Here is a 13,609-nt window from a genome sequence, read left to right as displayed (position 1 = left end):
CTTTTCACCCATACATCAGGTGCAACGCCTGTAACAATAGTGGCACCGAGAGCCTCCTAGCCACTCGGAGGTATACTGACCATGGACATATCGCCAACACAATCCAGCGCCCTGCAGCCGATCACCTACAAGACATTCGCTCGACTGATTGCGTCACGTTCCGCAAAAATCCTGCACATCTCCCAGCACTTTCAGAAAACTGACTCTGACAGCTTTGTTCTCACCCGCCCCCTGCTGAGCATCATCCAGGCGGAATCGACGCACCTGGAAGAATTTCTTGACGCGTACGGCGCCCGCACCAACCAGCTCTGGCTGCCCTTCCGGGTACAGATCGCCGTGCTGAAGAACTTCAGCATCGCGGGCTACGAACTGCTACACATCTACCACAGCAGTCCCCATTACCAACTGTCCAGCCAGCAACAAAATTTTGCTAGCGACACGCGTGATGCGATCAACTACGTGACTTGCACGATCTCCTGCGGCCTGCGGCTGCTGCTGGTCCAGGCAGAAAAGCTCGGCATCGCCCCTACGCCCATCAAACGCCAGCTCAACTTCAACGAACGGCTCCCCAAAGGCCGTCTGCCACGCGATCGCCAGAGCCGCCGCGCCGAAAGTATCAAGGAACGCATTACCCACCTGGCCACGAGCTTTCTCCATCGCACCGAAGACGCCCGCTTCCTGGCCAAAATCGCCGCCTGCAATCCCACCGATTTTGAGTCGCTCAACTTCGAGCTGCTCAACGAGGCTTCGCTGCGCGAAATGGAGAGCAAAATCCATAATCTGCAGTCGCTCTACGACACGTTCATCGGCGATAGCCGCACGGAAGACGCCGATCCCGACCTGCGGCGTTTCCGCGGCCACAGCAGCGCCGCGCTGCATCTCACCCGCGTCACCACCATCTTCATTCATTTCTACGAACGCCATGTGAAAAACAACCGCGAATTCCTTTACTGCCGGCAAAGCGGCTGCTGCCTGGAAGGCGAGTGGTTTTTCACCATTCTAACCAAGTATCTCGCCTATTATTCCCACACCTTCCTTGAAACTGCGCGAGATTTGTGCAAGCAGATGCTCGCCCGCTATGCGGAAGTGGAAATGCGCGACATTGCCGTGCCGCCCTTCATTGGTTTCCACGTCCGCCCCTCGTCGCTCGTGGCCGCCATCGTTCGCCATTACGGCAGCGACGTGACCATCATCAGCGAAGACGACAGCGTCATTGATGCGCGTTTCCCCTTCGAAATCCAGCGCACCAACGAACGCATCAACCAGCTCAAGCGCGAGCACATCTTTGCCAAGCTCCACGACATCGACTTCAGTCACCAGTCCGACTCCTTCACCCATGGTGGGAAAGATCGCGTTGCGGCAGTGCGCTCGGCCATCATGCAGCTGGCAACGCTGAATCTGCTGCGCATCTACTCCTTCTCCATGCCCATTGAGGAGGAACTCAAGACCTTCAACGGCAGTTTTATTGAAGCCCTGCGCGCCGTCATTACGGCTTTCCAGCGCATTCGCGTCGTCGATGTCAACTACAATGTCACCGTGTGCTTCCGAGGCGATCGCCGAGTGCTCAAGGACATTGAGATCCTGGCCAAGAATGGCTACGGTGAAACTGATCAGGGAGTGAATATCCCCCTGCCCAAGGAACTTGAGTACCTCAGCCACTGCCGCGGCTAACCCAAACCGACCCCAAAGCCCCGGGTAATCTTCGGCTGTCGTGACCGTTTTCGCTCGGCCTTCTTTGGCTATACAGCAGACAAGCTCGCCACATACACAGCAGAGACAAGTTCTGCCCATGCCCTTTAGCTACCGTTCACAAATTACGTTTACACATTGCAGTGCAAACGCTCTTTCATGTCATACCTTGTCGCCGGCCAACATTTCCCTGGCCGCGAAGCGGCAAGCGCCCCAGAGGGGCGCGTGTCATCGTAGCCCAAGGCAAGCGACGCCGCAGGCGGAGCGCCGCCCTGGGTACAGCGCCTATTGCGCTCGTGTTCCTCGGCCTCTTTGGCCCCAGTCGGCGCAGCTGACTGAGGCCAAAGAGGCAATGGAACCTCACCTTTTTTGTTTGCGATGTCGCACGCTTTCAGCGTGCCTGGGTATAGTTGTAAACGTAATTATCGAACAACCCTTTTGCTACTGACGTTGAGCCGAGATGGGATAGGTGGGGGAGCGCGAGGGGGCGGAAAGGGTCTGCGACCCGCAGACCTGCACCACCGGTGCAGGGATAGTCGGATAGCCGCGTAGCGGCGGCCCGAGCGAAGCGAAGGGTATTTTCCTCCCCCTCGCAAAAACCAGCTTTACTTCTCGCTCGGCGCCTATTTGTCGCGGCCGACCCAGATGTAGTCCACGCGACAACTGCCGGTGACCGGGGTGCCATCAGCCGAGAAGTCAAGCCGCAGTTGCTTGAGCGTGCCGCGCCAGGCGGCGTTCTGCGTCAGGTCGATGGTATAGAGCCGCGTTTCGTTGTCGGAAGGCACGACCTCAAAGACCTGGCTGGCCTGGTCGGACCATTCCGGCGATGCCTCCGTGGTGAAGCGCAGGCGCATACGTGTAGCCGGTGTGCTGTTCATGAAACGGATGCCCACGCAGCGGTTCGCGGCGAGCTCCACGGCAAGATTGTCGGCAGACACGATATGGGCATCGCCGGCCTCCAATAGGGCCAAGACGTAATGCCCGCCGCCCACGTGATGCACGGGCCTGGAAATGCAACCCGTAAAGCCCTCGCCGAAAGCCTCGTCTTTGGTGCCTAGATTCGCTTCGCTCCAGCCTTCCTTGTCCAACGGCGTGGCAAAGGACCAGGCGCGGGCGACGGCGCTGCCGGCAGGCAGGACGTGCACGGTGGTCATGGCGCTACGCCAATGCTCGCCGTCGTCGGCCTTCAAGCGCAGCAGATAATCGCCAGGCGCGCTGAATTCGGCTGTGGTCGTGGTCGCGGCGGCATTGGCAAAGACGACTCTGCCCGGGCCATGAATCTGCTCCCAGACGCATACCAGCTGGCCACCCACCGGCCGGCCGTCGTCCTTTACCTCGGCACTTATCGTCACCTGCCGCTGGTCGGTCCAGATTTCCGGATCAATGCTGATGACCGGCGGGTTGTTGAACGGCATGGCCGCGTCCAGTTCTTCCCAGCTGGCGTATTCCGTGTTGTCCGCCAGCGCCCAGCGCGTGAGCTTTGGCGCTTGGTTGACAAAGAACGACACGTCCGGCGTCAGGACGTAGCCGTTGTTGCGAATGATGCCATTGCTGCAGCAAACGACGGGATTCTGCGAGCCGCCCCAGATGAAGATTTCCGACGGCCCGAGCTTGTGGGCGACGTTGTTGCGGTCAAAACGGCTGTTGGCGATCTCGACATTGCGGGTCTGCGGCGTCCGCAAACCGAGCACTTCAATGGCCGCGCCAGCGTTGTTGCGGAAGGTGCAACGGTCAATCAGATTACCGTCGCCGCCAGCCTCAAAGTCGATGCCGCCCTGATCGTGAGAGCCCGAATCCGGCTGGTTCAGGAAGTGGCTGTTGCGGATGATCAGACCGTTGGTGCCGCCCAGCATGATGCCCATGGTGCCGGCGTGAGCATGCCAGCCCGACGCGTCAAATATGCTGTTCAGCAAATACGCCCGGCTGACGCTGGTCAGAAACGGATGCGGCGAGGTGTTGTGCGTAAAGTTGTCGTGGCAAAACACGCGGTCGATAAACACATTCTGGCCTGAAGCGCGGAAGCCCGATGAACACTGGAACATTTCGCAGTCCCGGAAAACGATGTCTGAACCCGGCGCGCCGCCGAAGCCAATGCCGCCAGTGACGCCGCCAGGCGCTCCACGACCATCGCGCCATTCAGGTATGCCATGCGCATTGAAACGGTACAGGCCCTCGATGTGGTGGGCAATGCAGTCTTCAATCAGCAATCCGCGATGCCCCGTGCCGGAGTAGTTTACGGTCAGACCTTTGCCGGCATAGCAGACCGTCAGGCCACGTATCGCCAAATAATCGGGATTGCTGATGAGCACGCAGCGGTCGTTGATATGCCAATCCCGGCGAATAACCGGCCGGGGCCCCTCGCCATACGTGCTGATTTCCGCCCACGCCTCGGCCGTTCCCTGCGCGGACACCTGCAACTCCTGCCGTAACACGCTGCCGCGACGAATCAACAGCCGTTCGCCCGGCCCCAGCGTCCGCCCATTCACCGGCGTGAAATCACGCCAGGCCGTCTCGGGCGCCGTGCCATCGCGGCTGTTGTCGCCAGCAATCGCGTCGACGTAATAGCTGCGGGCGCCCGCCACGTTGCCGACTGGCGGATTCCACACGCGCGCCGAGAAGTCCGGATCAGTCTCTGGCAAAAATGCCAGCATTTTGCTTGCGGACTCAACCGTGCCATCCGGCGTGACCATGCGAATGGCGGCCGTGGCGCTCTTGCTCTCAATGCTTCTCAAAGTCCATTCGACGGGTACGGCGGCGTTGCTGTCCAGCGGCCCCAACGTCAGCGTGGTGGCACTCTCACAGACGACGCTTTCCGGCAGACTCAGGGTGACCTCGCAACCAGCTAATGGCCGGCCATAGTTGCGGATCACGCCACTCAAGCGTTCCTGGCGGCCGCTGCGTAACAGCATATTGTCAGTCGTCAAATCGGTCATGCGAATAACCGCTGGCCGAGGATTTTCAATCAGCAGCTCGTCGACCTGCCCATTGAAGGTCCCGAGCGTCAGCGGCTCGTCACCCGGCTCGGCAAAACCCGAACGCATAATGGTGCTCACGTCGCCATTGACCTCGATATTCTGGCTGAGGCCGTCCCAAGAAGCGGCAAGATAGTACCACATACCCGGCTGCGGCTTCACTTTCGACGACACCCGCGGCTCCCACTTGCCATTCATAAACACAAAAAAGGCGAAGTTGCTGCCTTCGGACTTCGGGTTCACCCGCAGCATGTATTCATTTTCCTTAAGCACAATTGGCGTGGGCTCTTCGGGAATCTCATTGAAGAGCACGGCACAGGCGATGCGCAAGCCCGGTGCCAGCTGCAAGTCTTTGTTACTGGCCACGCTGAATTCCGCCGCGCCCAGCTCAAGCGCCTGACCGGCAGCGACCGACGCAAAACGCGCCTCGGCCGTACTGACAAAATCGTGACCGAGGCCGGACGCGTCCTTCAAGTCGCCAGCAAAATGCCAGCAGCCCACGCCCGTACTCTTCATGGGGCTGCTGATGCTCAGTTCGTCCAACAAACCATCAAAAGCGCCTAGCTGAATTGGCTCGTAGGTCACCTTGACATCGCCCTGACGGGCTGTCCGAGTCGTCTCGCCATTGACCGTCAGCCAAATGTCCTGGCCATCCCAGCCGGCCTCAAGGTCGTACCACACGCCCACCTCGGCCTTGATATTGGAGCGCACGCGCGGCTCCCACTTGCCACCGCCGTTGATGAAGAAAGCAAAACTCTGGCCTTCATTGGCCGGATCGACCCGCAAATAGTACTCGCCCTTGCTATGACTGCCTTTGATCGCAAGCGTCGACCAGGAATTGCCCTCGGGAAGTCTTTCCAGACGCACTCGGCAAGCCAGACGAAAACCCGGAGCCAAGCGCAACTCCGGCGCGTCCATGATCGTCGCCGTGTTGGCAGTGAAGCGCAATGCCTGACCGGAAGCGCTCGCCGCATACTCGGGCGTGGCCATGTACACATGCCGGCTGTGACCGCTCTGATCGGCCAACACGCCATCGAAAGTCCAATGCCCCGACCACGCCGGCTCCTGCGCCGACACCACGGCCATACCTGCCACCGCCATAACCCACATGACACAGGAATAACGCGTTTTCATGCTGGCCCTTTCTGTTGTCGTGTTCATCAGACCGATCAGACCGATCAGACCGATCAGACCGATCTGACCGATCAGACCGATCAGCTATCCGATCCGTCCGATCCGTCCGATCCGTCCGATCCGTCCGATCCGTCCGCGATAAAAGACTGTCGATCAGACCACTCCGTCCGCTCAGCGCACGATGTCGATGACGTCGATCCACTGCACGTCGGGTTCGGCGGACAAGCGGGCTATTTTCGCATCAAAATCGGCCCACTTGGCCTCGTCGTTCTTCAGCTCATAGCTGTGTCCCCAGAAGTAAAAGACGCCGCTGGGACGGGCTTTGGCAAAGATGTCCCAGAAGTTCGGGTTGAGGAAATGGCAGTTGGAGTGCAGTCGCAGCGGTTCCGCCACGGGCAGTACTGACTCGACGTTTTTGGTGGTGCGGCCATAGGCAAAGCCGCAATCGCTCAGGGCCTTGACCGTGTCGTCCGTCGTCACGCCACAGGGCCAGGCGAAGCCGGGCGCTTCCTGCTGGAAATGATCTTCGATGTATTTGCGGGCGTCCACCGCTTCGCGGACGAAATCGGCCACGGGGATTTTGTCGGCATTCGGATGACGCATGGTATGCGACGCGACCTTGAAACCCTTGTAGACCGACGGCATTTCCGCCAGCGACAGCCCCTGTACCTCGAAGTCCTGATATTTCCACTTGTTGGTCCGCGTATTTGGTTCCCGCAGACCGGGGTTGATATTGAAGGTTGCCTTGGCCTGGTATTTGCGGAAGATATCAGCCAGTCGGGCGTCATTGAGGACGCCGTCATCCCAACATTGTGCTACACGAATCATTGCCGGTCCTTCTGTTTGCCGCATACGCGCCACGGCGGGATTAATAGTGCATGACCACCATCTGGTGGCAGGTGAACTGATCCAGTTTGAAACTGATGCGGCCATCTTCGGCGACGCTGAAAAGCACGCCCGTGCCCTGCGGCTCCAAGGTCAGCTTCTTCACCGACTTGCGGGGCTTGATGGTGACTTTCACATCATGCAACGGCAGCAGTTCCTCAATCACCTCAATGGCACCACGGCTGGTCACGCCATTGACATTGAGGGGACCGCCACGATTGATGGTGTTAGCGTAGAGCAAATGCAGCACAGCGCGTTTCTCTGCTGGCTGCTCCATCAAGCTCACCCGCGCTGTCGACGGCAAATTGGTCTCCAGCTGGGTCTCGCCCAACAGCAGCCGAATGGCATTGCGCGCGTACTCCGCCAGCGGGACGTTGCCCCAGCCGCGGTAGATACTGAACACCGGATGCGCCAAATACAGGATGTTGCCGTGCTTGACACCAGCCGCATAGCCCGACTCCTGCGGCTGATTCGGCGTGTGCTGGTGGCTACAGAAATGTCCGTGGTCCGTGCGGTTGAAATAGGGATCGTAGATATCGCCCAAGCTCGTGCCTTCGGTGACTTTCAAACGGCGGCTCGGCAGATACATCACCATCGGCGAACGCACGCTCGCCGGACGAACCAAGTCGTTCAGCAACACATAATCCGGCCGGTAGGGACTGATACCGTCCGTCTTGGCGCCGATATCGAACATAAACGCGCCATCGGCGTCGACACCGCTGGCGCCGGACAGCAGGAGCTTGCCGCCCTTGGCCAAATAGGTATCCAGCCGCTTCTTCAAAGCCGGGGTGATGGCAACTTCGTCAGGCAAAATCAGTACGCGGTATTTCTTGAAATCGGCATCGCCGTCAATCACGTCAAAAAGGAAGTGACCTTCAAGGAGTATCCGGCCGGCGCCAATGTCGCCGGGGATGTCCCGCGCGCTGGAGCCGTTGACGGCCGCCGCCGTGAGTAGGCCGATTTCCGCCACATTGCTCACATTGTCGCACCACGGCTCTTTCGCCTCTACTTCGGCGTAAGCGGCGCCAATAAGATCGTAGGTGCTCTCGTCAAGCTTTCCTGACGGATGCAGCTGGTCGCCGACGCTGCACTTCGCCCCGAAGGCCATCATCGCGGCGCATTCGTAGCGCAGGGCGTTGGGATGCTTGAAGCCGCCAAACTCGCCCCAGGTGGTGTGGAATTTGCCCGTCATGCCCAGAAAATCGAAATCGAGGGTCTGCACGTACTTGGCGGACAGCGGGAAGTGATCGTAGCCCCAGCCGCCCGTCGGCAGCGACTCCAGCTCCAGGTGCGAGAAGTACTTCTTGAGCTGCTCGCGGCGCCCAGGCGTGATGTGCCCGGAATTGTGAAACACCGGCATGTCGGGATTGTCCGCCGTAACAGCCTGCGTCGTCAGCTGATAATAGTGCTCCAGAGCCATGCGCGAGCACTTCTGCCGATCAGCCGCCACCAGGGGATTGAGGCCGTTTTCATGCATGATCCGCATGCAATTCACGCAGCAGCAATCCGGTTGCGAGATGATATCAAGGAAGATGCCGTCGCAGTTCGGGAAAAGACTGAGCGTCTCCTTGATCTGCTCCACCAGGTAGTCCGTGTAGGGCGAGTTGAAACACACCCGATGGAAGCCCGGCCGCAGAGGGCTGGCCACGGAAGCCGACAGCGTCGTGCCGTCCACATACTGGCACTGCCATTCGGGGTGATCTTCGAGGATCGCATCGTCCAGCCCAGCCGAGAGGTAAATCGGTGCGTTGATGTTGATTTCCTTGCAGGCGTCGAATTGCGCCCGCAGCAGATCGAAGCTGAGGTTCGGGTGCAGCTTGCCGACCTGCGTGAGGTGGTAGTGCCAGCCGTGGTGGCATTTGGCGAAGAGCGTGATAGAATCGACATGGCCGGCACGCAGCGTCGCCTGCCATTCATCCTTGTCAAAACCCAGGCCAATACAGGGAATGACCGGCGAGGTGTGAAAGTCCAGGTGAACTTGGCGGAAACGCAGATGGTGCATAGTCGTACCTTTCTGTTGCTGTCTTCTTCGGCCCGATGGCCAGCCGCTCATATTCAACGATGGCGGTGATTGCTGTTCAATACGGTGCGGATGGACTTTTCAGGACGCGCCCAGAGCCGCGCGCAGTGCCGGTTCAATACCGTCGGCCATGCGCACAAAGCCGAGGTCGTTGGGGTGGCAGCCGTCAACCGTACAGGCGTCACGGTCGCTGCGGCCAAAAAGCGTAAAGCCGTCCACAAAATACACGCGGCTATCACCCGCCGCGCAAGCTTCATCATAGGTCTGCCGCACAACGGCCCGCCGGCGTTCGGACTCCTGCGGCGCCAAATCGACATCCGGCCGAGTGACCAGCACCACCGGCAAATCCGGCCGGCGTTCGCGAATAGTGCGGAAAAAGGACTGGTGCGTCGCGACCAGATGGTCTACATTCGGCGCGTTGTGGTCGTAGTCAAGAACCAGCGCGCTCAAATCCAGGCTGGCAATGATCGCTGCCATCGGCAGCTCACCGCGGGCATTGCCGCTGAAACCGAAGTTGATGATCGGCGCGTCAAGGCGCCGACCCAAGTGGTGGCAATAGCAGTTGCCGGGACGACTAGCACAACCGCCCTGGGTGATCGACGACCCATAAAACAACACCGGTTTGCCGACCTTGAACGGCGTCGGCGCACTGACCCGCGACTGCGGACTGAAACCGACCTCCAGGCGCTTGACGCCGTTATAGAGCGGAAAATTCAGGGTCACGTCCCGCTCGCCACCCGCAACGCCCTTCGCCAGCAATGCGCAGTAGCGGCTCTGGCCAGCCACCGGCATCGCCGTCTTCGCATAATGCTTAGCCGCGCCAGCGCCGATGTACATGTCCACCCCCGAATGGCCGCTGGATGGCATGTGATTCATGTGCGCCACCGAGCTGAGCTCAACCCGCACCGCCAACGCCGACGAGTCCGTGCGAAAACGCACCTGCCCGCCTGAACAATGCCAGGCCAGCCCACGCACACCGGCACTCTGCTCCGGCAGCGACGACACCGGCAACCGGCAATACACCCGGTCATGAGCCCAAAACGGAAAACCACCGAGTTCCATCGGCGCCGTAAACGCATCCAGAAAAAACAGATCGACGCCGTCAATGGACTCACTCGCAAAATTCTTGTCGATGTCTTCGATCCGCATTACATTGTCCCGCACGCTGTTTCCGGAAACACTCCCCTCTTACCCAGTTCTACCACAACCTCATCAAGATAAACCGCCAAACGCTGGCGGCTACCAGCTCAAGCACAGAAAAGGCCCCTTCATGTCACTTTCTTCCTCCAAGGGCCGCGCCCTTGCCTACAGCGGTCATTGCCGCGTGATCATCTCCGATATTGATGGCACCTTCCTCAACAATCAAAAACAGCTGCAGCAGCCCGTCATTGACGCGGTACGCGGTGCCCTGTCTGCAGGTATTCCCTTCCTCTTTGCCAGCGGCCGCATGTACAGCGCCATCGCCGGCTGGATTGACGACCTCGGCCTGAGCGCGCCGCAAGTCGTCAACAATGGCGCCGAAGTCATCCTGCCGGCGGGGCGGCGCCATCTGTCCCATCAGCGCCTCAGCCCCGATCTCGTTAACTGGCTCATGGACCAGGGCTTGCAGGCCGGCTTCGAACCCGTGCTCTTCTCGGCCGACCACGTGCTCTGCCATACCCAACCGCAGGCCGCGTGGCTCATCGAACGCAATAACGAGTGGGTAAATACCAGGCCAGAGGCAGAACTGCGCTGTCCCGAACTCGTCGTCGATAAACTTATTTTCCTCGCCGACACCCGCGCCGATGAACTCGTCGTCTTTCGCGATCACCTCGCCCAAGAAGCCAAACGCGCCGGCATCGACATCATCGCCGCCTTCTCAGAACGCGGCATCCTCAATGTCTCCAACCCCCAGGCGTCCAAAATCATCGCCGCCAAAATCGCCTGCGATTACCTCGGCTGCTCGCTGGCCGACGCTATGGCCATAGGCGATGGCGACAACGACGCTGAGCTCCTCGCCGGTGTCGGCCTCGGCGTCGCTATGGGCAACGCCACCGACAACGCCCGCAATGCCGCCCTCACTCAAGTCGCCGATAACGAACACGACGGCCTCGCCGAAGCTATCCGACGCTTCGCCATCGCCGGCGAAGTGCCGTGACCAATGATGATCGGACGGATCAGACGGATCCGACTGATCCGACTGATCCGACTGATCCGACGATTGATCGGTCCGATCGGTCCGATCGGTCCGATCGGTCCGCGACAGAAGACAGACGACCAGACCCAGGCAGATTTTTCCCCACCTGCGTTTTATTCCTAGTTTCCGGTGTATATTTGGCCAGCTAACAACATTATTGTTCACCTCAATCACCCAGGTGTCTATGCTGAACATACATGAGCCGGTACATGGCGCGTTGCTTAACCATCGCGACGGCGTTGCCGCTGGCGACGCGTTGCTTATCACCGTCCGGGGCACGGCGCCCTTAGCATGCAACGTGACAGTAAACGGCGTCGCCGCGCAACGCCAAGGCGATGGCTTTACGGCGCAGATACCACTACGCCAGCGCTGCAACGACATTGTCGCCACCGCCAGCGGCCACCAAGGCCAGAGCGAACAGCGCATCAGCGTCATCTGGGACCAGTCAACGCAAAAGCGCTACCGCTTCGCCATTGACGACAACTGTTTTTTCCTGCGCGAGCTCTGCCGGCAACAGCCTGCGGACATCTTCAGCAACCACTATCTGGCCATCCTCAAACGCCTGCATGACAACTACGGCACCCGCTTCAGCCTCAATCTCTTCTACGAAAGCCCGGAAAAAGACTTCACCCTGAAGATGCTGCCCGATCGCTGGCGCGCGCAATTCGCAGCCGCCAGCCCCTGGCTGCGCATGACGTGGCACGCCTACGCGGAATTCCCCGATCGCCCCTACCAATACGCCCGCGCGGAAAAAGTCCTGGCCGACATCGATCTCATCCACGACGAAATTGTGCGCTTCGCCGGCCCGGCCAGCTGGTGCCCGCCAACCATCGTGCATTGGGGCGAGCTGCTCCCGTCAGTCCTGCCCGCTATAGCCAAACGCGGCACGACTGCCCTCAGCGGCTACTTCCGCCGCCAGGAGCAGCACTACGCAGTCAGCTACGGCTTAGACGACTGGCGCTGTGCCCAGGTCGAAAGCCGCGGCCGCCTCATGGAATTCGCCAGCGGCATCATGCTCAGCCAAATCGACCTGGTCCTCAACAGCACACCACTGGCCGACATTCTTCCTTGCCTGTCGGCCGCCATCGCCGCCGGATCCCGCTCGGAGGTCATTGACCTGTTGACCCACGAACAGTACTTTTGGCCCTTCTACCATCATTTCGTTCCTGATCACGCTGAACGCCTGGACTGCGCCCTGCGTTTTCTCACCGACCACGGTTACGAGCCCGTGTGGTTCCACGAGGGCCTGCTCGGCGCTCCCCAACCGTGAAGTCTGCCAACCATAACCGTTGAAGGAGTTCTTCATCATGGAATTTGCCATCAGTTTTTATGGCGCCACGCAAAATGTCACCGGCTCGCGTTATCTGCTGCGGGCAAACAATAAAAACATCATGATCGACTGCGGTCTCTACCAGGAACGATCACTGAAAGAGCGGAACTGGCAGGACTTCCCCTTCCCGCCGGCAAAGGTCGATGCGGTCGTCCTCACCCACGCCCATCTTGACCACTGTGGACTGCTCCCGCGACTGGTCAAAGCCGGCTTCACCGGCAGCATCTACGCCACCCGCGCCAGCGTCGATATCGCTAAGATCATCATGCTTGACTGCGCCAAGATCAACGAGGAAGACGCCGAATTCAAACGCAAACGCCATCTGCGCGAAGGCCGCCAAGGCCCCTTTCCCGATGTGCCGCTCTACACCGTCGAAGACGCCGAAGCCGTCTTCCCCAAACTCGTGCCATGGGATTTCAACAAGCCCATTGATCTCGACGAGGGCATCCAGGCCGAATTCCTCGAAGTCGGCCACATCCTCGGCGCCGCTTGCGTGCGCTTCACCGTCACCCAGGGCCAGGAAAGCCGCAGCGTCATCTTTTCCGGCGACGTCGGCCGCTGGGATATGCCAATCCTGCGCGACCCGGAGGCCCTCGGACCCGCCGACTACGTCGTCTGCGAATCAACCTACGGCGACCGTCGCCACGGCGAACAGGCGGACATCCCCGAAGAACTCGCCGAGGTCATCAATGACACCGACCAACGCGGCGGTAACATCATCATTCCCAGCTTCGCCGTCGAACGCACCCAAGAACTGATCTACTATCTGGCCCAGCTACTCAAAGCCAACCGCATCCCGCACCTGCGCATCTTCGTGGACAGCCCCATGGCGATCAAAGTCACCGAAGTCTTCAAGCGTCACCCGTACCTCTTTGATACCGACACCACCAAGCTGATGCGTTCCTTCCGTATGCCCGGCGTCACCATGGTCCGCTCGGTAGCCGAGTCCAAATCCATCAACCACATCCGCGGCTCGGCCATCGTCATCGCCGGCTCGGGCATGTGCACCGGCGGCCGTATCAAACACCACCTCGGCCATAATATCTCCCGGCCCGAAAGCACCGTGCTCTTTGTGGGCTATCAAGCCGAAGGCACCCTCGGCCGCATCATCCTTGATGGCGCCCCGAAGGTCCGCATCCTCGGCGAAGAATACGACGTCAAAGCCCGTATCACCAAGATCACCGGCTTCTCCGCCCATGCCGACCAGCAGGAACTCTGCCGCTGGCTGAAAACCCTCAGCAATAAACCCCGCAAAGTCTTCGTGACTCACGGCGAAGTCAACGCGTCCAAAACCTTCGCCAAGCTGCTCAAAGACGATTTCGGCTGGAACAGCGTCGTGCCCCAATACAACACGACCGTCAAACTGGATTGATTAACCGGGCAAAAACACGGTGTATTATAAA

At 59.7% G+C, this 13,609-nt stretch carries 8 protein-coding genes; 4 read left to right on the top strand and 4 right to left on the bottom strand.

What is annotated here, in order from left to right:
- Window positions 1–81 precede the first annotated feature (81 nt).
- Window positions 82–1,671 (top strand): HPr family phosphocarrier protein, encoded by a 1,590-nt coding sequence (locus tag J3R75_RS16960; RefSeq protein ID WP_307264107.1) that lies wholly within the window; start codon window positions 82–84, stop codon window positions 1,669–1,671.
- 641 nt (window positions 1,672–2,312) lie between these two features.
- Here the strand turns inward: J3R75_RS16960 and J3R75_RS16955 are convergent.
- From J3R75_RS16955 to J3R75_RS16940, 4 genes are all read right to left on the bottom strand, one after another.
- Complete coding sequence (locus J3R75_RS16955) at window positions 2,313–5,795, bottom strand: LamG-like jellyroll fold domain-containing protein (RefSeq protein ID WP_307264104.1); 3,483 nt, start codon at window positions 5,793–5,795, stop codon at window positions 2,313–2,315.
- Window positions 5,796–5,966: 171 nt separating this feature from the next.
- On the bottom strand, window positions 5,967–6,623 hold the full coding sequence (locus J3R75_RS16950; protein ID WP_307264101.1) for a polysaccharide deacetylase family protein: 657 nt from the start codon (window positions 6,621–6,623) through the stop codon (window positions 5,967–5,969).
- A gap of 40 nt (window positions 6,624–6,663) precedes the next feature.
- Window positions 6,664–8,682: an alpha-amylase family protein gene (locus tag J3R75_RS16945; RefSeq protein ID WP_307264098.1), complete on the bottom strand. Its 2,019-nt coding sequence runs from the start codon at window positions 8,680–8,682 to the stop codon at window positions 6,664–6,666.
- A gap of 99 nt (window positions 8,683–8,781) precedes the next feature.
- The gene (locus tag J3R75_RS16940; protein WP_307264096.1) at window positions 8,782–9,849 is read right to left on the bottom strand and encodes an SGNH/GDSL hydrolase family protein; all 1,068 of its coding nucleotides are present in this window, start codon (window positions 9,847–9,849) and stop codon (window positions 8,782–8,784) included.
- A gap of 121 nt (window positions 9,850–9,970) precedes the next feature.
- Here J3R75_RS16940 and J3R75_RS16935 point away from each other — a divergent pair, with 121 nt between their 5' ends.
- From J3R75_RS16935 to J3R75_RS16925, 3 genes are all read left to right on the top strand, one after another.
- Complete coding sequence (locus tag J3R75_RS16935) at window positions 9,971–10,837, top strand: HAD family hydrolase (protein WP_307264094.1); 867 nt, start codon at window positions 9,971–9,973, stop codon at window positions 10,835–10,837.
- A 223-nt stretch (window positions 10,838–11,060) separates the two neighbouring features.
- Complete coding sequence (locus tag J3R75_RS16930; RefSeq protein WP_307264091.1) at window positions 11,061–12,146, top strand: hypothetical protein; 1,086 nt, start codon at window positions 11,061–11,063, stop codon at window positions 12,144–12,146.
- Between the two features lie 37 nt (window positions 12,147–12,183).
- Entirely contained in the window at window positions 12,184–13,578 is a 1,395-nt protein-coding gene (locus tag J3R75_RS16925; protein WP_307264088.1) for an MBL fold metallo-hydrolase RNA specificity domain-containing protein, read from the top strand.
- Window positions 13,579–13,609: the final 31 nt, after the last annotated feature.

This window comes from Oligosphaera ethanolica (assembly GCF_030814695.1).
In the GTDB taxonomy this organism is placed as follows: domain Bacteria; phylum Verrucomicrobiota; class Lentisphaeria; order Oligosphaerales; family Oligosphaeraceae; genus Oligosphaera; species Oligosphaera ethanolica.
The sequence above is the reverse complement of the archived record's forward strand: the minus strand, read 5'-3'. Positions and strand labels throughout refer to the sequence as shown.

What these genes read in the sequence shown, in the direction of transcription:
- J3R75_RS16960 (WP_307264107.1), top strand. Translation starts at nt 82, where the DNA reads ATGGACATATCGCCAACACAATCCAGCGCCCTGCAGCCGATCACCTAC.
- J3R75_RS16955 (WP_307264104.1), bottom strand. Translation starts at nt 5,795, where the DNA reads ATGAAAACGCGTTATTCCTGTGTCATGTGGGTTATGGCGGTGGCAGGT.
- J3R75_RS16950 (WP_307264101.1), bottom strand. Translation starts at nt 6,623, where the DNA reads ATGATTCGTGTAGCACAATGTTGGGATGACGGCGTCCTCAATGACGCC.
- J3R75_RS16945 (WP_307264098.1), bottom strand. Translation starts at nt 8,682, where the DNA reads ATGCACCATCTGCGTTTCCGCCAAGTTCACCTGGACTTTCACACCTCG.
- J3R75_RS16940 (WP_307264096.1), bottom strand. Translation starts at nt 9,849, where the DNA reads ATGCGGATCGAAGACATCGACAAGAATTTTGCGAGTGAGTCCATTGAC.
- J3R75_RS16935 (WP_307264094.1), top strand. Translation starts at nt 9,971, where the DNA reads ATGTCACTTTCTTCCTCCAAGGGCCGCGCCCTTGCCTACAGCGGTCAT.
- J3R75_RS16930 (WP_307264091.1), top strand. Translation starts at nt 11,061, where the DNA reads ATGCTGAACATACATGAGCCGGTACATGGCGCGTTGCTTAACCATCGC.
- J3R75_RS16925 (WP_307264088.1), top strand. Translation starts at nt 12,184, where the DNA reads ATGGAATTTGCCATCAGTTTTTATGGCGCCACGCAAAATGTCACCGGC.